Below are 19,116 nucleotides of genomic sequence, written 5' to 3' on the forward strand. Positions count from 1 at the left end.
CCCGACCCTAATTTAGGGATTCCTTCATGGACTTCATCAACAACACCTTCGCCGTATTTCCGGCTCTGCTGGTGGCCGTACCCGTGGTGGTGCAACTGGCGCTGGGCGCCATGCTGCTGGCGCTGGTACTGGGCCTGCTGATCGCCCTGGCACGCATTTCCTCGTTTAGCGTCCTCCGCGGGGTTGCGACCTTCTACCTTGAGGTCATCCGCGGAACCCCGTTGCTCGTGCAGCTGGTCTACATCTTCTTCGTCCTCCCCAGCATCGGCGTCGAAATCGAACCCGTTCCCGCCGGCATCCTGGGTTTGGGGCTCAACTACGCCGCCTACCTCTCCGAGGTTTTCCGGTCCGCAATCCTGTCGGTGGAACACGGCCAGACCGAGGCCGCGCTGTCCCTTGGTTACACGCCCACGAAGACCCTGTGGAAAGTGGTGATTCCGCAGTCCTTTGTGGTCTCCATGGGACCGATCGGCAACTACTTCATTGCCATGATCAAGGACACCGCCCTGACATCGGTGATCGCCGTGACCGAGATCCTGAAGACCGCCAACATCCTGAACAGCCAGACCTTCCAGACCACGGCCATCTACACTGCCGCGGCGATTCTCTATCTGATTATCAGCCTCCCACTCTCGCGCATCGTGGTAGTGCTTGAACGAAAGGCACGGGCCAATGGCTGAGGACACCATCATCGACGTCCGCGATGTCCACAAGACCTTCGTCTCCGAAACGAAAAGGACCCTCTGGAACCGGCTGACGGGCCGGCACCACGTGGAAAAGAGGGTGGAAGTGCTCAAAGGCGTGGACCTTGTGGTTCACCGCGGCGAGACCATCGCCATCCTCGGATCCAGCGGCTCCGGCAAAAGCACGCTTTTGCGCTGCATCAACAAACTCGAGACCATCGAAGCCGGCCGTATTTACGTCAACGGGCACCTGATCGGCTACGAGGAACGCGACGGTGAGCTGATCGCTGAAAAAGCGTCCATCACTGCCCAGAAGCGCACGGACATTGGCTTCGTGTTCCAGCACTTCAATCTGTTCCTCAACAAGACGGCCCTGGGCAACGTCATGGCTCCGCTGCGGGACGTCAAGAAGCTCTCTGCGGCCGAGGCCCGGAGCGTCGCCGTGCCCAACCTGGAAATGGTGGGACTGGCCGACAAAATGGAGAACTATCCCAGCAAGCTCTCCGGCGGCCAGAAACAACGCGTTGCCATTGCCCGCGCCCTCGCCATGGAACCCAGCGTGATGCTCTTCGATGAGCCGACATCCGCCTTGGACCCCGAGCTGGTGGGTGAAGTCCTCGCTGTCATCAAAAAAATCGCCCAGCAGGGGACCACCATGGTCATCGTCACCCACGAGATGCAGTTCGCCCGGGATATCGCTGACCGCATTGTGGTCATGGACCAGGGGGTGATCGTGGAGGAGGGGCCGCCAAGCCGGATCTTCACCGCGCCGCAGCATCCCAAGACCAGGGCCCTGCTCAGCCGGTCGGGCATCCTGCCGGCGTAAACCCTGAACGGACCCCGGCACGGGTGGTCACGGCTGTTTGCTCTTTGAGTCCTCCAGGTCCTGCCAGCCCTGAAGGAATTGCTCCAAGGCCCGGGTCAGCGGCAGGCAGTCTTTGGCCACCTCGCCGGCGGACCTGGCTGCGGCCTCATAATTTCCGCTGCGCAAATTCTCTTCCAGGGTGCGGCAGTCCCGTTCCATCGCCATCCCGCCCACCATGTGGGCCCGGACTTTGAGGCTGAGCGCTGCGTCAAGGGCCGCGGGGATGTCCTCCTCACGGACTGTGGAAAGGATGCTCCCGACCCGTCCCGGCAGCATGCGCAGGAACATGGCGGCATAGCTGATGGCGACGGCATCGCTCTCGACGTCCTCGGCGAGCCGGAGCAGCCGGGTGGCGGAGAACACGGCTTCATTGCCTTGAAGTGCCATTGTCTTTCCGTTCGATGAGGATGGTGCGTCGGGTCCCCTGGATTGGGTGAGTGCGGCGGGCATGGGATCAGCTTCCGGTGACGGTGGCCGCACGGACCTGGGCCCGGCTGACCGTCAGGCCGATGGTCAACGTGGTGTTTCTAGGCGCTGAACTGGTGAGGCGAGCCCGTAGGCGGATAGTCCCGCCGGGAAGGGACGGCACGGTGGTAGAGCTTGCAGAGGGGCTGGTAGTCACCACAGTGAGCGTTCCGGGGCACGTATCGGCCGACTCATTCCACTGGTTGCTGCACGCGTCAATACTGAAAGCTCCGGAGTTAGATGCAGTCACCGTGAACGTGGCTGACGTAATGACGAGCGTTCCCGTGTTCACGACGGTGAAGAACTCGGCCGGTTCCTTCAGCCCGTTGCCGTTGCCGGTCGCTCCGCCGTTCGCATACGTCAAGACCAGTGGGGCCAAGGTATACGGGGGAGAGACGTTTGTGGCCGCTACCGCCCCCCAGCTGGCGCTGCTGACGGTCCTGACGGGTGACGCCGCATGAGCGGCGCCCGCCGCGTCTGCCGGTGCAAGTGAGGTGCACAGAAGCAGGACGGTGACCGCCGCAGCGGCCCCCGTCCTGCCGCCTGGCGCGTGCACGCTCACTGCACTCAGCTTCCGGTGGTGGTAGCGGTGCGCTGGGTTTCGCCGAAGGTCCAGGTCAGGGACGAGGACAGGCCCTGGATGGTGCCGGCCGGTGCTGCCCCGTTAACCGTCGTCTCGGCCTGGTCCGGCAGGCTCAGGGAAATCTGCAGGTTCACGGTGCTGCCCGCAGCGTTGGCGCCGGCCTTGACCGATACCGGCGCCGTGCTGAGTGCGCTCAGTGTCGTGTTGGTGAGCAGCGGGGTGGCAGTGCCGCTGCAGGAACCGGCTCCGGTTCCGGGCGTCCAGGCGCCGGAGCACTGGGTGACGGTGACGTGCAGTCCCTTGGCGGCGCTGGTGGTGAGGAGCGTCGGCGTCGAGTCCGCGACGGCGAGGGTCAGGTCCTTGCCGTCCAGGTCCGCCCCCTGGGTGAGGTTGACGTACCGGTTCACCACGTCGCCGGGGGCGAGGTTGGAAACCGCCTGGCTGAAGCCGGTGCCGTTGTTGGCCATCGTCAGGCTCAGAATGCCGCTGGTGGCGTTCTGGGCGGTGGTGTTGGAAGCAGTCGCGTTCAGTGCGGCGAAGACGCCGCCGCCGGTGATGGCCAGGCCGGCGGCGCCCACTGCGAAGGCAGCGAGCAGACGGGGGTTGGGGCGGCGGACGGAACGGGCTGGGCTTTCAGACATGACAGATCCTTACTTTGAGGGGTGGGGAAAAGGTTTAGGTAGTGGGGGACGGGCTGGTCTGAGCTGGTGATGCGGCTGGCGGTGCCCGGAGGATCCAGCGGACGCTGGCCCCGGTGACAGCCAGCCCGAACAGGGCGGTGAGGATGGCCCGCTGGACCGGGTTCTGCGTCCAGAGCAGTACGTTGCCGGCATAAGGAACAGTGGTGACCACCACCGGCACCTGGTCCTGGTTCAGCGTGGCCCGCCAGTGGTCCGGAGCAGGGTTCGCGTCACCTTTGGTGGCGATCACCGGATGTTCAGGATTTCCGACGACGGCGGTGATGCGGTGCGCGAAGGGCGTGGTTTCACCAGGCGGGGTGAAGACCGCGATCTGTCCCGGCTGCAGGCTGCTCACGGCCGCCGGGGCGGTGATGAGCAGGTCACCCGGGGCGAAGGCGGGGCGCATGCTCCCGGTCAGGACCGGGGAAAACCCGATGTGTAGCAGCGGGGCCGCGATGCAAGCGCCCAGGAACAGCAGCGTGGCTGCCGTGCCGACGACGATGCTGACGACTCGGCGGACTGCAGCAAACCGGCCCGTGACCGGTTTGGTGCCGGGGGCTGTGGCTGAGCTGGGTGCAGTGCCCATGGGGACGTTTCCGTTTCGTTCGAGACCGTTGGGGTGGAACAGGACCAACGATGCCCGGGGCTGCTCAGGAAAGAGTCTGCTTCGGGTCAAAAACGGATCAGCAGTTGCTCAAGAATTGATCAAGACAGGCTGACAACGCAGCCGTCCATCAAGAGAGTTTCCGCCGCCGTGCGGCGCGGATCACGGTGAGAGTCGGCTGGGAGTGATTGCCGCCGTCGTGCATCCCGGGAGAATCACGGGAGGCGCCGGACGGGCCCGGCCTCATTGGTGCGCCGGGTCCGGCGGTATTGGGGGGAATGCGGCCGGACCCGACAGTCCTGCAGCGAAAACGTGTGAGGATCTTCTGGCTGCCGGACACCCAACTTTGACATTTCAGGCTTGGAAAAAGCTGGGGTCCAGCCCCCAGATTGTCGGCAGTCGCGCGCTGTCAGCGCCTCGTCGGCAGGACAGCCAACTGGTGCTCCCGAGGTGCGCCTGCCGTCAGGTTCCTGATCAGGGCGTTTGCGCGGAGCCGGGGTTCGATGAGGTTGTTCCAGAGGGGCAGCCAGAGCAGCATGCCCGCGGTGCTGATCAGCACGGAGCCGATGACGTCGCTGGGGTAGTGCACGCCCAGGTAAAGGCGGGAGAGCCCGACGATCGCGGTCAGGACCATCCCGCCGATCGCGGCGAAGTTGCGCTGCGTCCGGGTCCGGGCGAGCACGAGGAGGACGGCCCAGGCCAGGGACGCGGCAAACGCGGTATGCCCGCTGGGAAAGCTGGTGCGGCCGGACTCGAGGAGCAGCGCATGGGTTGCCCCGGAGGGCGGCCTGAGCCGCGAAACCGTGAGCTTCCCGATTTCCGAGGACAGCCAGCCGACGCTGGTAAGGGACCCGAAGGCCAGCGCGGCCAGGGGCCTGCGGAAGACAAACGCCAAAACGGCGCAGCCGAGCAGCAGGATGGTGATGTTGCCCGCCGGCGAGAACAGGGTATTCAGGGCCAGCGACAGGCCGGTCCGTGCGGTGGTCCGGTCCCTCGCCATGCCTTCATCCCAGAGGAGGTCCGGGCCGGGCGAGCCGTACAGCTTCGCCAAGATTCCGAGCGTGATCGCTGCGGCGTACAGGAACGCAGATCCGGCAAGCAGCCACCAGGAGCGTCCGGGCAGGTGCAGGGGAGTCACCGAGGCTGGGGGCTGCTTCATGTCATTCCTTACTGGGCGGTGCGCCAGGCACAGGCTATGCGGGCACGGGCACGGCAGCTTCACGGAGGTTGCGCCGGTCAGCAGTCTCTCACCGGATATTGAAAGGACGCTGGGAACAATGCTCGGGGAGGCCTATGCTGGTGCCAGCCGTCGGGGCCTCTGAACTCCGAAGATTCCCGATGCGGTGTTTGCCGACGACTGCCGGACAGGTCCGTGAGAGAAGGACACGATGGGCAGGAAGGTCAGTCGGAGGCCGGGCGGAGGTGCCCCGCGGGGTGCACAGTGGCTGGCCCTAGGCGTTGCCGCCATCGTGTCGGGGGCGGCCAGCCAGCCGGCGCCGTCCCCGCAGAATGCGTCACCTCCCGTCAGCGCCGCGGCAACGGCGGCCCCACTTCCGACGGCGGTCCCAGCACCGGCGCCCGCCCCTGTGCCCGTCCCGGCCGCGGCGGCGCCCGCCCCGGCCGCAGAGTCGGTGGCGAATGCGGCTGCGGTGCTCCGGGCCGCGAGGCCCGGCCACATCTTTGTGATCAACCTCGAGAACAGGGGCTATGGCACGGTCTGGGGTCCGGCGTCGAAAACCCCTTATCTGTCCAAATTTCTGCGCGCCAGGGGTGTCCTGCTGTCCCAGTACTACGCGATTGCCCACCATTCCCAGCCGAACTATCTGGCGCAGATTTCCGGGCAGACACCGAATGCCATGACCCGTGCCGACTGCGGGACCTATGCGCGGTTCAAGCCCGCCGGTCCTCCGTACCGCGGCGTCTTCAGGGGCAACGGCTGCCTCTACCCGAGGTCCGTTCCAACAGTTGCCGGTCAGCTGACTGCGGCCAGGAAGAGCTGGAAGGGGTACATGGAAGACATGCGCATTCCCTGCCGCCACCCGCAGCCCGGCGCCAGAGACGGCAGCCAGAGTGCCAAGCGCGGTGACCAGTACGCGACGCGGCACAACCCCTTCGTGTATTTCGAGGCGATCACGTCCTCACCGGACTGCAGGCGGCGGGTGGTTGATTTCAGGGCGTTGGCCAGCGATCTGAGGTCAGCCGCGACGACGCCCAACCTCTCCTACATCACCCCCAACCTGTGCCACGACGGCCACGACAGCCCGTGCGTGGACGGGCGTCCCGGCGGTTTGGCGACCGCGGACGCCTGGCTCCTGCGGCAGGTTCCGCCCATCCTGCGTTCACCGGCGTTCCAGCGCGACGGGGTCCTGGTCATCACCTTCGACGAAGCCGAAGGGCGATCGGTCGGCCCTCCCGGGAAACCCGGCGGGACGGCCGGCGGACACGTGGGTGCCCTGGTGCTCTCGCCCTTCGTTCGGGGCGGCACCACCTCGACCCGCTTCTACAACCACTACAGCCTGCTGGCCACCATCGAGGACATCTTCTCGCTGCCCCGCCTCGGGATGGCCCGCGCCGCCGGCGTGAGCAGCTTCGGGCCCGACGTCTTCAACGCCCGGCGCTGACGTGGTTGGTTGAGCACATGGGAAGAATTCTCGGATGGCTGGCGGCAGCCGTGGTGGTCACGCTGATCTTCGGCAGCGTCTACGTTGCGTTTCAGCAGCTCGGCCGCCGGTCGGCGAATGACGCACCGGCCGCTGCCGCCGCGGCCTTGGTGCAGCTTCCTGCCGGAACTGAACCGGCGCCGCGGGTGGAGCTGACCCCTGAGAGCGGAGTGTTCGTCGTCGTATACGGGTCGGACGACAAGCCGGAGTCGGGGACGGCGACCCTTCACGGATCCCTGCCGGTTGTGCCGTCCGGCGTGCTCCGGACGGCACGCGATTCCGGCGTTGACACCGTGACGTGGCAGCCGGAGCCCGGCCTGCGGATGGCCATTGTGGCACGGTCCTCGGTGGGAAGGGTGGTGGTGGCAGGGCAGTCGCTGGCTCCCTATGAGGACAGGGACCGGATCACGATGATCTTCCTGGCGCTCGGATGGCTGGGCAGCCTCATTGTCCTCGGTGCCGGGTATGCCGGGTCCGAGTTCCTGAGCCGTCGCGGCCGTCGCGACCGGTGACACGAAGAGCGAACGGGGCAGCCCGCAATATGGCCGGAGGAGACGGGTCCACGCTCGACGCCCTTATCAGGAATTGAGCTGCTTCTTGAAGAAGGTCGCGGCGTCCTCATACGCGAGGGCAAAGGCGGGCTACAAGCGAGGGCATCTGTAATGCTGTTCAGCATGACGATCACCTTTGAATGGCGCGGAGCGGTTAAGAACGAAGAGATCAACCAGCTGCACGCGGAGGGCTTCGATCATGAATACGTTGAAGACGATTGGAGTGACGTGCTCTGGCGCCTCAGTCTGGGCTGGGTCACAGCACGCGACGACGTAGGTCTCGTAGGATTCGTCAATGTGATCTGGGACGGTCATGTCCACGCGTTCATCGAAGACACTTTGGTGGCACACAGAGCGCGCCGTCAGGGCATCGGGAAAACACTCCTCGCCGTTGCAACCGAACAATCGAGGAAGGCCGGCTGCGAATGGCTTCATGTTGACTTCGATGACCACCTGAAGAGTTTCTACTTCGATTCATGCGGTTTCCGTCCCACCAATGCTGGACTAATCCAACTGCGCTAGCTGTGGCGGACCGCAGGTCTTCGTGCAGACAGTCCAAGGCTGGGGCAGGATGAGCTGGTGACTTGCGGTGATGAGCGACTCGGCGGGCCGAATATCTCCCGGCGCCTTCCGCCTCCGCAGCGCGGCTACCACCCGATGAGCGTGCGAACGGCATGGGCGGCCTCTTGGGGGCTCTGGCTGCCGATTGCCACCACATGGGCGTCAAGGCGGGCTTCATTCAGGATCCGATGTAGCTCCACGCTGCGTTCCAGGTGCCAGGCCAGCTCCGGGCTGTTGGGCTCGTGCCGATTCCTGAGCCTGTCCTGAATAGTTGCGAGAGACGGATCCAATCGGACCACTGTCAGGGCGCCTCCGCCCAGGGCAGTACGGTAGCGATCCACCTCGGCAGAGTGCTCAACGACCCCTGCAAGGATGAACCGCCGAACGCCGACCTCGCGATAGTTCAATGCCAGGGACTGGAGGTTCCGGAGCTCGAGTTCATGGTTAAACCGATCCGTTGCGGGCACGGGCCAGCTCCGCCGCAGCCCATCCAGATCGATGACGGCGTTGCTGATTCCGTCGTCGGCGAGCAGCCGGTGCAGGGCCTCGCCCGTGGTGGTCTTTCCGGATCCAACTGTCCCGTTGAGGAAAACGCTCTCAGTAAGAGTGGCCATCACAGGAGTCTAGGCGTGCCTCCCAAATAGGTTGACCGTCTCCGGGAATTGCTCACAGCTTCGTCACAGGAGCCGGACAGACGGCCGATAGGACCGGCGTCGAGTATGAGGTCATAGCCTTCGAGAAGTCAGGATGACCGATGAACGAGTATGAACGTCCAATGCAGGATGACTACATGGAGCGCGGCGCCGGCGAGGGCGCCGGGGCAAACCCAGCGGCTGCCAGCGCAGCCACTGCCAGCGCAGTCCCCGCCTGGGCGGCCGGGACCACGGCGGCCGGCCCCACCACAGCAGGCATGACGGCAACCCGCCCGAGGGACCGGAAAAGGGTGGGTCCTGCGGTCTTCGTCACCTGTCTGGTGGCCGCAGGTCTGCTGGGCGGAGGTACCGCCGTCGGGACTACCGCTCTGTTGAACCCGCCAACCCAGGGGTCAGCCACGGCGCAGGCCCAGTACACGCCGGTGATCGTCAACAACACTTCCAGCGTCAACGCGGTGACCGCTGCCGCTCAGAAGGCGACGCCCAGTGTGGTGACCATCAGCGCAAGTTCCGGCAGCTCCGGCGGCACCGGCTCGGGCATCATTCTGGATACGGACGGCCACATCCTGACCAACACGCATGTGGTCACCCTGGACGGGCAGGCCGCGAACGCAGCCATCGAAGTCCGCACCAGCGACGGGAAGGTCTACACGGCGAAAATTGTGGGCACGGACCCGCTCTCGGATCTGGCCGTCATTCAAATCACCGCCCAGGGCCTGGTCCCGGCGACGCTGGGGGACTCGGGCGCGGTCAAGGTCGGCGACGCCGCCATAGCCATCGGAGCGCCCCTCGGACTCAGCGGCACCGTGACGGACGGCATTGTCTCGGCGGTGAACCGCACCATCGAAACGGACTCCTCCGCCACCTCGCAGACCGACTCCTCCACGTCGGGGCAGGGGTCCATCAGCATCAACGTCATCCAAACTGACGCGGCCATCAACCCCGGAAATTCCGGCGGCGCATTGACCAACACACAGGGTGAGATCATCGGCGTCAACGTGGCCATCGCCTCGGCCGGATCGTCCTCCTCATCCTCCCAGTCCGGCAACATTGGCGTCGGTTTCTCGATCCCGATCAACACCGCCAAGCGCGTGGCCCAGGAGATCATCGCCTCAGGCGCAGCGACACACGGCCAGCTGGGCCTTTCGGTGCAGGACAAGGCCTCCGGAACCTCGTCGGACTTTACGACCGGGGCCGAAGTGGCGTCCGTAACCGCGGGATCCGCGGCGGACAAAGCCGGGCTGAAGGCCGGCGATGTGATCACAGAACTGGCCGGACGGACCGTGACTGACGCCTCTGAGCTGACGGCGGCCGCACGGGAACAGGCTGCCGGAACCACCGTCAAGATCACGTTCCTGCGCGGAGGCCAGACTCAGGCCGCCGACGTCACACTCGGAGCAGCCACCGCCGGGTGACGCCGCAGAAACGGTTCAGTCGTTCCCGGTCCGGTGGTTCAGGCGGCGGAAGTCCCGGGAAAGATACAGGGCCATGGCAGCGGCGTTACCGCTGTGGACGCTGACCGCGAGGATGTTGTGTCCCAAGGTGTGCAGGACGTGCATGGCATGGCGCAGGAGGTCTTCGGCGACGCCCTGCCTGCGGTGATCCGGGTGGGTGAAGAGTTCGGCGATAAAAGCCGTTCCCGGGCCCGAGCTTCCGACGTGCCGGTCTGTGATGATGATGGCCCCCGTGATGCGGCCGTCCGGGCCAACCGTCAGGAGCGAGGCTTCGGGGATGGGGGTGCCGTGCGCGCCGTCGAAGATTGTGCCGATCCTGTCGACGGAATGGAAGCCATCTGAATGCTCCTTTTCCGGGTCGTAGGCGCGCAGATAAAGGTCTTTCAGCTCCGGCAAGTCGCTGGCGTCAAGTGGCCGGGGAATACGGGCGTCGGGCTTGTGTTCCTGAGGCCCGACGAGAGCCGCGAGGGAGATAAGAGGGACCATGGATGACCTGCCTTTGGCCAGTGGGGAAAAGACTCTTGCACACAGTGTGGGGCATTCCCGCCTCCGGGGGAAGACGCGGGACTGGACCCCCGGTAACCGCAGCCTTAACAACGGGGTTCAGGGAAGTCGCTCTCTTCCGACAGCCAGGTTTCGGCTGGCCCAACAAAAAGTCCTACCCAACAGCTACACTCATTTTGGATGCGGCTAGGGGGTCGCATCCTAACTTCCGCGCCCCGACCAGTTGTGGTTGACGCGCCGAACAGGAATGGTCTCGATGTCTCACGCGCGCCGATCGTATTTCTCCTCCCTCTTGGCCTCGGCCGGCGTTGCGGTGCTGGCCGCCGGTGCGCTGATCGGCCCGCCGGCATCGGCAGACGATGCCCCGGCGCCGCTGCCGGCAGTGCCGCCCGCAGCCTCGATTGCGCGGCCCTCCTCCGGTGCAGCAGCGGCGACCAACCAGTTCATTGTGAAGTTCAAGGACGGGGCGGCTACCGTACCCGCGGAGCGGGCAAAGACCTACGGGCGGGCCGCCGTCAAACTCGGCTCCACCGTGAAGGACCTCCGCGCCACGTCCGGCGGCGCCCGCGTGCTGCGGACCGCCAAGAAACTGGGCGCCGGCGATTCGGCAAAGCTTCTCGCGTCACTGCGTGCCGATCCCGCCGTGGCCTATGCAGAGCCCGACGTCCTGATGCACCCCAAGGTCGCCGACCCGAACGACCCCTACTTTCCGTTCCAGTGGAACCTGTCCCAGCAAACGGGCGGCATCAAGGTGACCCGGGCCTGGGACGTTACCCAGGGCGCGGGCCAGGTGGTGGCCGTGGTGGACACCGGCATCACCCGCCACGACGACGTGAATGCCAATGTGCTGCAGGGCTACGACATGATCACCGACCCGGATGAAGCCCGCGACGGCAACGGCCGCGACTCCGACCCCACGGACGAAGGGGACTGGACCGACCCCGGATTCTGCGCGGCCGATGCGGCTGCCACCGAGTCGTCCTGGCACGGCACCTTCGTGGCCGGCATCATTGGTGCCGTCACCGGAAATGCTGACGGCATTGCCGGCGTGGCTCCAAAGGCCAAAATCCTGCCGGTCAGGGCCATGGGACCCTGTGGCGGCTTCACCTCGGACATCACGGACGCCGTGATCTGGGCGTCGGGAGCTCCCGTGGCTGATGCGCCCCTGAATCCCACCCCGGCGCGCGTCATCAACCTCAGCCTTGGCGGCACAGAAGCATGTTCGCAGACCTGGCAGGATGCCATTAACACCGCCACCGGCCGGGGTGCCGCTGTGGTGGTTGCTGCCGGGAATGAGAGCGTGTCCGCCGCGACCTCGGAGCCCGCGAATTGCCAGAACGTCATCACTGTTGCAGCCAGTGGTCCCAGCGGTTCGTTTGCCCCGTACTCAAACTTCGGCCCCAACGTGGACGTCACCGCCCCCGGCGGCGACATGACACCGGCTCCCGGCGGGAACCCGGACGACAGCGTTTCGGGCGGCATCCTGTCCATCCGCAACGACGGCGCGACCACCGCCCAGACGGACTCGTCCTACTACTTTGCCGAGGGCACGTCCGCGGCCGCCCCGCACGTTGCCGGCGTGGCCGCGCTGCTGATGGCGCAGATGGGGCCGACCGCAACGCCCGCCGCGGTCGAGGCCCGCCTGAAGCGGACAGCACGTCCAGTTACCGGCGGCTGCCCGTCAGGCTGCGGGGCCGGCCTCGTGGACGCCGCCGGCGCGGTTCTGCACATCAACGCCGTGGTGGCCGCCGGCGATCTGAACGGCGACCGGAAGTCCGACGTGCTGGCCCGGGACAACTCTGGGGCGCTGTGGCTCTACCCCGGCAACGGCAGCGGCGGCTGGCTGGCACGGGTGAAGTCCGGCACGGGCTGGAACGGCATGACGGCCATTGTCGCTCCCGGCGATTTCAACGGTGACGGCAGGGCCGATGTCCTGGCCCGCGACAGTTCCGGAGCGCTGTGGCTCTTCCCGGGCAACGGGCGTGGAGGCTTCCTCGCACGGGTGAAGGTGGGTTCCGGCTGGAACGCCTTTAGTAGCATCATCGGTCCGGGCGACATTAACGGTGATGCGAAATCGGACGTCCTGGCCCGCGACACAGCCGGCGTGCTCTGGCTGTACCCGGGCAACGGGCGAGGCGGCTGGCTCGCACGCGTCAAGGTGGGCTCCGGCTGGAACTCGATGACCGCCGTCGTGGGTCCCGGTGACATGAACGGCGACCGGAGGGCCGACGTGCTGGCCCGCGACACCGCCGGTGCGCTCTGGCTGTACACGGGCAACGGCCGCGGCGGCTTCTCCGGAAGGCTGAAGGCCGGCATCGGCTGGAACGCGATGACGGCCATCACCGCCCGCGGCGACTTCAACGGCGACGCCAGGAACGACGTCCTCGCGGTGGATTCCGCCGGCGCACTCTGGCTGTACAAGGGCAACGGCGTGGGCGGCTTCCTGGGGCGGTCTACTGCCGGCTCGGGCTGGAACTGACGCCCCTGCTCAGGAGAGTCTTGGGACTTGGAGACGGCCGCTGCGTCTCCTGACGCGGCGGCCGTTTCCCGTTTAACTCCGGTGTCTCGACGCCGGCGCCGACTCGTGCTTTGCTGTTCCTTGGGCGGACCGCCTGCCCGGCATGCGTCCGGGCTTCACTTGAGCAAAGGAGCTTCACAGTGGCTGGCCTCAGCAGTAAGTTCGATTCTGAATACGAAAGCAAGAGCATCGAGGAACTGGCCAAGGCACCCGTCGGTGCACTCCAGGGCCTGTCCGAGTCCGACGCCCAAAAGCTCCAGGAGGCCCTCGGCATCAAGACCATCAAAGACCTGGGCACCAACAAGTTCTTCCTGTGGGCCCAGGCGGTGGCAAAACTGGCCGAGTAGGCCGCGCACCACCGGAAACGCCGGCCCGCCGTCCACGACGGCGGGCCAGCGTCCGTTTTCTTAGGGTTTTCTTTGAGACCGCGGGCGAGAGTGGTTCCATGCATACTCTTCATGCCCTTGCGCTGGCCCCGGCCGTGGCGTCGTCCGCCGGGATCCCGTCCCTGCTGGACCCGGCGGCCCTGCTGCAGGGCCTGGGGCCGGCCACCCTCTCGGTCATCGCAGTCATGGTGTTCATCGAATCCGGTGTCCTTTTCCCGTTCCTGCCCGGTGACTCCCTGCTCTTCACGGCCGGACTCCTTCACCAGCAGCTGAACCTGGCGCTGCCGGTGCTGATCGGCGTCATCACGGCGGCGGCGGTGGCCGGGGACCAGGTGGGCTACATGCTCGGACGAAAGTTTGGCCGCCGGTGGTTCAAGGACGATGCGAAAATCCTGAAGACCTCCCATCTGGACAAGACCGAGGACTTCTTCCGCCGCCACGGCGGACCGGCCATTGTGCTGGCCCGCTTCGTTCCGATCGTGCGGACCTATGCGCCGCTGAGCGCGGGGATCGCCCGCTACGGCTACAAGTCCTTCTCGCTGTGGAACATCGTGGGCGCCCTCGCGTGGGCCACGTCCGTGACGCTGCTGGGCACCTGGCTGGGACACTTCGATATCGTGGCCAAGAACATCGACGTCATCGCCGTCGTCATGGTCCTGGTCTCCGTGGTGCCCTGGGGCATCGAATACCTCAAGCACCGCCGGAGCAGGAAAGCCGACGTCCAGGAGGACGCCAATGAGGCCGACGCCGACGCCGGCGCTGACGCAGACGTCCGCGGGGACGCCGCGGACGGATTGCCGGCTGAAGAAGTCGCACGAAGGAACTGACCATGCCACCGTGGGAAGTCGTCTGGACTTCATGGACGCCTAACTGGCCGGCCCTTGTGCTGCTGCTACTGGCCGCTGCGTTCTACGCGCGCGGCGTCCGGGCCGCAGGGAGCCGCGGCATCACCTGGCCGTGGTGGCGGACGGCGACGTTCTACGTGCTGGGCCTGGGCAGCTTCGCCGTGCTCAGCTTCGGCTTCACGGGCGTCTACAGCCACGATCTCCGGTGGGTCTTCACGCTGAAGGAAACCTCTTACCTCTTCATCGTCCCGTTGCTCGTGGCAGCGGGAAAGCCGCTAACCCTGGCCCGGAACTCCCTGGGCGCTGCCGGCGCTTCGCGGCTGGAGAAGATCCTGAACCACGGCGTGGTGCGCTCCCTGAGCAACACCGTGGTTGCTGCGCTGCTGGGGCTGGGCATGTTCAGCCTGTTCCTCACACCGCTTTTCTATCCGCTGCGGACCAGCCCGGTATGGGACGTGGTCCTGACCGTATTCGTGCCCCTGCTCGGGATGCTGATGGCGGTGCCGATCATCGAGGATGGATCAACCAAGGCCGTCAATGCGCTGATCGTTGTCGAGTTCATCTACGTCTTTATCGAGCTCCTTGCCGATGCCGTGCCCGGAATCCTGATGCGGCTGAGCCCGGGGATCCTGGACGGGGCCGGGCGGATCGCGGCCGGACACCGCAGCTGGCAGCCGGGTCCTCTCCGGGACCAGCAGATGGCCGGAGACCTGCTGTGGTTCCTCGCCGAAATAGTCGACCTGCCGCTGATCATCCTGATGTTCGTCCGCTTCGCCCGCAGTGACCGCCACGAAGCCCGGTCCTTCGACGACCTCACGGATGACGAGCTGGACGCCCTCAACCGCCAACATCTAAGCGGCCACGGCCAGGCCGCCGCCCGGCTTCCGGCCGCGGAACTGGAATGATCAGACCATGAGCGCAACGGACAGGGCAGGGCACCAGGCCACGGAATACGACAGGCCGGCCCATCACTCTCGGCTTCGCCTTCTGGTGATGGCCGTGGTGGGTATCGGCGCGGCCGTTGCCGTGGGGCTCCTGAAATCGTGGTCGTACGCGCCTGCGATGGGCTGGGCGGCCGCGTGTGCCACCTACCTCATCTGGGTCTGGACCATCATCGGGGGACTGGACGCGGGAGCCACGGCCGCGCACGCCCGGCGCGACGATCCGGGCAGGGCCGCTTCGGATGCGCTGGTGCTCGCGGCAACCATAGCCAGCTTCGGCGGTGTGGCCCTCATCCTGCTGGACGCCTCCACCACTGAAGGCGGAGGGAAGGCAGCGATCATCGCCCTGGCGCTGGGAAGCGTGGCGATGTCCTGGTTCCTGGTGCATACGCTCTTTGCCCTGCGCTACGCCTCGATTCATTACCGGGACAAGGCCGGCGTGGACTTCAACGAGGACAGGCCGCCGCGCTACCTGGACTTCGCCTACCTGTCCTTCACCGTCGGCATGTGTTTCCAGGTCTCCGACACCGACCTGAAAACCGACGCCATCCGCGGCACTGTGCTGCGCCACGCCCTGCTCTCATATCTGCTGGGAGCCATCGTGCTGGCCACCACCATCAACCTCGTTTCCGGCCTGGTCCGCTGAGCGGAGAGTCCGCTGAGGGGCCGCGAACACGCGCGCCTAAGGTCGAGGGAGTTGCAGCCCGAGCGCCTCGTCGACTTGGGCTCGCAATGCACGTGGGCGGAACGGCTTAGACATGACGGCGTTGGCTCCTGCCGAGATCACGGCGTCCATCATTTCTTCATGGCCCGTGAGCATGAGGATGTAGACGTCGCTGAAGCTCCTGATTCGGCGGATGACTTCCAGGCCTGTGATGTCCGGTAACCCGAAGTCCAGGATTACGATATCGGGGGAGTGCATGCGTACGGCGTCAACACCTGCGGTGCCTGTTTCTGCGAGTCGGGCGGTAACGCCGCCGGCTCCCAGGATTGCATGAATAAGACCGCCGACGTCCGCATCGTCTTCAACCACAACAGCCGTCCGGCTACCCGCCATCAAAATTCTCCTTGGGCCGCCCCAGTATTGCCCTTGACGAAACCCTACCAAGAGGAAGCCCGAAGCGCCCCGGGGGGCAGGCGCCAGTGCGGGTCCGGCCGTAACTTGGGGAAAGCTGAGCCGATCTTGGGGATAGGCTGCATAGACTTTGAGCCTTCTGGAGAACACTTAACAGTGCGCCGTACAGCGGCGTCGTGGTGCCTATGACGGATCGGAATGAGTGTGAACATCTCGCAACAGCGCAGCCGTCCCAAGGCAGTTCTTGGGCAGCGCCTGACCCGTAGTCCCAAATGAGGACAGGTCAGCAGGCGGCGGGGACAAGGGCAGGACAACGGCCGCCCGTCCTCGACACCGTTGCTCTACGCATTCTCGCCGAGCAGGCCGGTCAGTGCGTGGCGGACAGATTCTTTAGCGAGTACTTGGATTTGTTGCCGGCACGCTCGGCCAACATCGTTGCCGGTGTCGCGGCCGAGGACCTGGAAAAAACGTTGGATGCCGTGGTGAGCCTCAAAGTTACGTCCGCAATGGTCGGCGCCCTGCAGATGGAAGACTGCGCCCGTACCCTGGAACGTCGGTTACAGATCGGTCACTGGCCAAGTTCAGAGACTGCCAGTTCCGTTCTTTCCAAGGAGCTGTCCCGCATCGTTTCCGAGGCCCGAAACCAGCAAAGAGTCCGCTGAGGGGCCAGGCCGAGGGTGTCTTGGGCGTCAATTTCGTAAGACGGCGTCCGGGGCCATAGGTGCGTCTATGACATGCGAATCTGGCGGCTCGGTGCCCAGCGCGTCACCGGCCTCTTGGGGGTCCGCCGCTAGTGCCCGGCCTTCACCGTCAGCACTTTCAGGGCGGCGGCGTTGACCTCGGCCGCGAAGGCGGGGTTGTGCTGCGCGAGCTGCAGCACCGCTGAGGTCATGACCGGAATGTCCCGCGGGTTTGCGCACAGCAGCATGGTTCCGCCGGCGTGGATGAAACCGGTGGCCCGGGCGCCCTTGGCCCACGGAGCCAACTGCGCGGCATTGCACAGGTCATCGGACAGGATGACCCCGGTGAAGTGCAGGTCCCCCCGCAGCATGGTGCGCATGATCACCGGCGAGAGCGGGGCGATGTGGGCGGCGTCGATGCGGTTGTAGTAGGCGCTGGACACCATCACCCAGCGGGCGCCCGCCTGGATGGCCGTCCGGAACGGCAGCAGGTAGGGATCGGTGCGCGTGGTGACGGTGTCGTGGACGTTGCGGGTGGTGTCGGTGTTGAGGGTGACGCGGCCAAGCCCCGGGAAATGCTTGACCGCAGGTGCGACGCCGGCCTGGCGCATGCCCGCAGCAAAGGCTCCGCCGCGGCTGGAGACTGTCTGCGGCGTGAACCCGTATTCGCGGCCGAAGAAGCCGATGGGCGCGTTGTGCGGAGCGAACTGCGCGCTCGGGACGGTATCCAGTACTGGCGCCAGATTCAGGTTAAGCCCGGCGGCGCGCAGTTGGTTCCCCCAGACGCGCGCATTGGCCTGCAGCACTGCCGGCGCCTGCCTGCCCTGGGCCACCGCCGTCGGAATCACTGAGAAGCCCGGGCCGCCGAGGACCTGGACGAAGCCGCCTTCCTGGTCGGTCGCCACAGCGAGCCGGATGCCCCCGGTGGTGGCCGTCGATACGGTTGCGGTCATCCGGCGGACGACGGCGGCCGTGGCACCGGTGCCAGCGCGGCTGCGCCCCGCCAGGTACACACTGCCCACGTGGTACTTGGTGATATCGGACATGGTGTTAATGTCGGCGCCGGTGGCCGCAGAAGCAATCATGAACAGCTGGCCCACACGCTGCGCCAGGGTCAGCCTGGCAAGCTGCTGCGCCGGGGTCAGCGCAGCCGGTGCAAGCGCCTGGGGTGCCATCGCCGCCGGTGCGGCGGTGGTGATGTGGGCGGGAGCGGCAACGTGGGTGCCGGCGGCCCGGCTCGCCTGCTTGCCGGGCGCGGGCGACGGCGGCGGGGCGCACGACGCCAAGGCGAGCAGGAGGGAGACTCCCAGGACCGAAATTTTACTTAGTTCACGCATGGTCACACGGCTTGGCTGGGGCACTCATATATCCACCAGCGTACGCCGGTTCCGCTCTGTCCGTTGGCTATTTGCGGGCCCCGCCCGTCCGGCCGGACGGGCAGGGACCGCCGTGGCCCCTCGACGTCGCGGGCAGCAAATGCGTCAGGCGCGCAGAGTCCGCATGTTGATATGGCCATCTCGAACTCCGAGACGGAGGATTACGCTGGAGCCCATGTCGGAAGCAAGCAATATTCAGCCCTTCGTGGACCTCGAATGGTGCGCAGGCCAGGGACGGCGGGTGGTCGTCGCGGACACGCGCTGGTACCTGGACGGATCGTCCGGGCGGGACGCCTACAACCGCGGCCACCTCCCCGGCGCCGTGTTCGTCGACCTCGACCGCTGGCTTTCCGCGCCGGCGACGAAGGAATCCGGGCGCAATCCGCTGCCGGATCCGGAGGTTTTCGCCGAAGGCATGCGTCAGAGCGGTATCAACGGCTCGGATGTGGTGGTGGCCTACGACGATGCCGGCGGCGTCATTGCGGCTCGTCTGGTCTGGATGCTGCGAGTCACCGGACACGATGCCGCTGTCCTGGACGGCGGCCTGACGTCCTATGCCGACGTGCTGGAGACGGCGATTCCGGCAGCCGTGCCCGGAGACTTCACCGCCCGTCCCTGGCCGACCGGACTGCTGGCCGACATCACGGAAGCGTCAGCCGCAGCCACAGTCATCGACGCCCGGAACCGTGACCGCTACCTTGGGATGCAGGACCCCGTCGATCCCCGTCCCGGGCACATTCCCGGTGCGGTAAACGTGCCGTGCAGGGAGAACCTGGGGCCCTCGGGAAAGCTGGTCCCGCGGTCCCAGCTGCTGGAGAATTTCAGCCGGGCCGGGATTGGCTCCGCTCGTGACACGGTCAACTACTGCGGCTCCGGGGTGACAGCCTGCCACAACCTGCTGGTGCTGGAGTACCTCGGCATGGGCCGGGGCAAGCTGTTCGTCGGCGGCTGGTCGCAGTATTCGCGGGCGTCGGAGCTGCCCGTCGGGACGGTCTGAGCGATTGGAACTGCGCAGCGGGTTGGTTTGGCCGG

The 19,116-nt window shown here is 66.0% G+C and carries 22 protein-coding genes; 14 read left to right on the forward strand and 8 right to left on the reverse strand.

Going from position 1 to position 19,116, the window contains the following annotated elements; translation table 11 throughout:
* Positions 1-26: 26 nt before the first annotated feature.
* Both LQ144_RS11935 and LQ144_RS11940 read left to right on the forward strand, forming a co-directional pair.
* A complete protein-coding gene (locus LQ144_RS11935) occupies positions 27-680 on the forward strand; it encodes an amino acid ABC transporter permease (RefSeq protein WP_230118923.1) in 654 nt (217 codons plus the stop codon).
* The gene (locus tag LQ144_RS11940; RefSeq protein ID WP_230118924.1) at positions 673-1,509 is read left to right on the forward strand and encodes an amino acid ABC transporter ATP-binding protein; all 837 of its coding nucleotides are present in this window, start codon (positions 673-675) and stop codon (positions 1,507-1,509) included. The genes LQ144_RS11935 and LQ144_RS11940 overlap by 8 nt, the downstream gene beginning before the upstream one ends.
* A gap of 27 nt (positions 1,510-1,536) precedes the next feature.
* Here LQ144_RS11940 and LQ144_RS11945 read toward each other — a convergent pair whose 3' ends face one another.
* Entirely contained in the window at positions 1,537-1,935 is a 399-nt protein-coding gene (locus tag LQ144_RS11945) for a hypothetical protein (RefSeq protein ID WP_230118925.1), read from the reverse strand.
* Between the two features lie 203 nt (positions 1,936-2,138).
* Between LQ144_RS11945 and LQ144_RS11950 the strand changes: the two genes are divergently transcribed.
* On the forward strand, positions 2,139-2,474 hold the full coding sequence (locus tag LQ144_RS11950; protein ID WP_230118926.1) for a hypothetical protein: 336 nt from the start codon (positions 2,139-2,141) through the stop codon (positions 2,472-2,474).
* Positions 2,475-2,580: 106 nt separating this feature from the next.
* Here the strand turns inward: LQ144_RS11950 and LQ144_RS11955 are convergent, their stop codons facing one another.
* From LQ144_RS11955 to LQ144_RS11965, 3 genes are all read right to left on the reverse strand, one after another.
* On the reverse strand, positions 2,581-3,237 hold the full coding sequence (locus tag LQ144_RS11955; protein WP_230118927.1) for a CalY family protein: 657 nt from the start codon (positions 3,235-3,237) through the stop codon (positions 2,581-2,583).
* 34 nt (positions 3,238-3,271) lie between these two features.
* Entirely contained in the window at positions 3,272-3,862 is a 591-nt protein-coding gene (locus tag LQ144_RS11960) for a signal peptidase I (protein WP_230118928.1), read from the reverse strand.
* A gap of 427 nt (positions 3,863-4,289) precedes the next feature.
* Positions 4,290-5,039: a phosphatase PAP2 family protein gene (locus LQ144_RS11965; RefSeq protein ID WP_230118929.1), complete on the reverse strand. Its 750-nt coding sequence runs from the start codon at positions 5,037-5,039 to the stop codon at positions 4,290-4,292.
* Positions 5,040-5,268: 229 nt separating this feature from the next.
* Between LQ144_RS11965 and LQ144_RS11970 the strand changes: the two genes are divergently transcribed.
* The 3 genes from LQ144_RS11970 to LQ144_RS11980 all read left to right on the forward strand — a co-directional run bounded on the left by LQ144_RS11970 (position 5,269) and on the right by LQ144_RS11980 (position 7,613).
* Positions 5,269-6,501: an alkaline phosphatase family protein gene (locus LQ144_RS11970; protein WP_230118930.1), complete on the forward strand. Its 1,233-nt coding sequence runs from the start codon at positions 5,269-5,271 to the stop codon at positions 6,499-6,501.
* Between the two features lie 17 nt (positions 6,502-6,518).
* Positions 6,519-7,052, forward strand: coding sequence for a hypothetical protein (locus tag LQ144_RS11975; protein WP_230118931.1), 534 nt, complete (start codon positions 6,519-6,521; stop codon positions 7,050-7,052).
* Between the two features lie 162 nt (positions 7,053-7,214).
* Complete coding sequence (locus LQ144_RS11980) at positions 7,215-7,613, forward strand: GNAT family N-acetyltransferase (RefSeq protein WP_230118932.1); 399 nt, start codon at positions 7,215-7,217, stop codon at positions 7,611-7,613.
* Between the two features lie 125 nt (positions 7,614-7,738).
* Here LQ144_RS11980 and LQ144_RS11985 read toward each other — a convergent pair whose 3' ends face one another.
* Entirely contained in the window at positions 7,739-8,266 is a 528-nt protein-coding gene (locus LQ144_RS11985) for a hypothetical protein (protein WP_230118933.1), read from the reverse strand.
* Positions 8,267-8,406: 140 nt separating this feature from the next.
* Here LQ144_RS11985 and LQ144_RS11990 point away from each other — a divergent pair, with 140 nt between their 5' ends.
* Positions 8,407-9,720 (forward strand): trypsin-like peptidase domain-containing protein, encoded by a 1,314-nt coding sequence (locus LQ144_RS11990; RefSeq protein ID WP_230118934.1) that lies wholly within the window; start codon positions 8,407-8,409, stop codon positions 9,718-9,720.
* A gap of 15 nt (positions 9,721-9,735) precedes the next feature.
* On the opposite strand, the gene LQ144_RS11995 is transcribed toward LQ144_RS11990, so the two are convergent.
* The gene (locus tag LQ144_RS11995) at positions 9,736-10,245 is read right to left on the reverse strand and encodes a GNAT family N-acetyltransferase (RefSeq protein WP_230118935.1); all 510 of its coding nucleotides are present in this window, start codon (positions 10,243-10,245) and stop codon (positions 9,736-9,738) included.
* A 274-nt stretch (positions 10,246-10,519) separates the two neighbouring features.
* On the opposite strand from LQ144_RS11995, the gene LQ144_RS12000 reads away from it, so the two are divergent.
* From LQ144_RS12000 to LQ144_RS12020, 5 genes are all read left to right on the forward strand, one after another.
* Positions 10,520-12,742, forward strand: a complete 2,223-nt coding sequence (locus LQ144_RS12000) for a S8 family serine peptidase (protein ID WP_230118936.1) — start codon at positions 10,520-10,522, stop codon at positions 12,740-12,742.
* Between the two features lie 179 nt (positions 12,743-12,921).
* Positions 12,922-13,128 carry a hypothetical protein gene (locus LQ144_RS12005; RefSeq protein WP_230118937.1) on the forward strand — a complete coding sequence of 69 codons (207 nt, stop codon included), beginning with the start codon at positions 12,922-12,924 and terminating at the stop codon, positions 13,126-13,128.
* 98 nt (positions 13,129-13,226) lie between these two features.
* The gene (locus tag LQ144_RS12010) at positions 13,227-13,994 is read left to right on the forward strand and encodes a VTT domain-containing protein (RefSeq protein ID WP_230118938.1); all 768 of its coding nucleotides are present in this window, start codon (positions 13,227-13,229) and stop codon (positions 13,992-13,994) included.
* A 2-nt stretch (positions 13,995-13,996) separates the two neighbouring features.
* A complete protein-coding gene (locus LQ144_RS12015; RefSeq protein WP_230118939.1) occupies positions 13,997-14,917 on the forward strand; it encodes a cytochrome c oxidase assembly protein in 921 nt (306 codons plus the stop codon).
* 7 nt (positions 14,918-14,924) lie between these two features.
* Positions 14,925-15,599 (forward strand): DUF1345 domain-containing protein, encoded by a 675-nt coding sequence (locus LQ144_RS12020; protein WP_230118940.1) that lies wholly within the window; start codon positions 14,925-14,927, stop codon positions 15,597-15,599.
* 36 nt (positions 15,600-15,635) lie between these two features.
* Here LQ144_RS12020 and LQ144_RS12025 read toward each other — a convergent pair whose 3' ends face one another.
* A complete protein-coding gene (locus LQ144_RS12025; protein ID WP_230118941.1) occupies positions 15,636-16,010 on the reverse strand; it encodes a response regulator in 375 nt (124 codons plus the stop codon).
* A 290-nt stretch (positions 16,011-16,300) separates the two neighbouring features.
* Here LQ144_RS12025 and LQ144_RS12030 point away from each other — a divergent pair, with 290 nt between their 5' ends.
* The gene (locus tag LQ144_RS12030; RefSeq protein ID WP_230118942.1) at positions 16,301-16,690 is read left to right on the forward strand and encodes an Hpt domain-containing protein; all 390 of its coding nucleotides are present in this window, start codon (positions 16,301-16,303) and stop codon (positions 16,688-16,690) included.
* Positions 16,691-16,818: 128 nt separating this feature from the next.
* Here LQ144_RS12030 and LQ144_RS12035 read toward each other — a convergent pair whose 3' ends face one another.
* Entirely contained in the window at positions 16,819-18,045 is a 1,227-nt protein-coding gene (locus LQ144_RS12035) for a glycoside hydrolase family 3 N-terminal domain-containing protein (protein WP_230118943.1), read from the reverse strand.
* A 214-nt stretch (positions 18,046-18,259) separates the two neighbouring features.
* On the opposite strand from LQ144_RS12035, the gene LQ144_RS12040 reads away from it, so the two are divergent.
* The gene (locus tag LQ144_RS12040) at positions 18,260-19,081 is read left to right on the forward strand and encodes a sulfurtransferase (protein WP_230118944.1); all 822 of its coding nucleotides are present in this window, start codon (positions 18,260-18,262) and stop codon (positions 19,079-19,081) included.
* The last annotated feature ends 35 nt before the right edge of the window (positions 19,082-19,116 follow it).

It is taken from the genome of Arthrobacter sp. Bi83 (assembly GCF_918698095.1).
Lineage (GTDB): Bacteria > Actinomycetota > Actinomycetes > Actinomycetales > Micrococcaceae > Arthrobacter.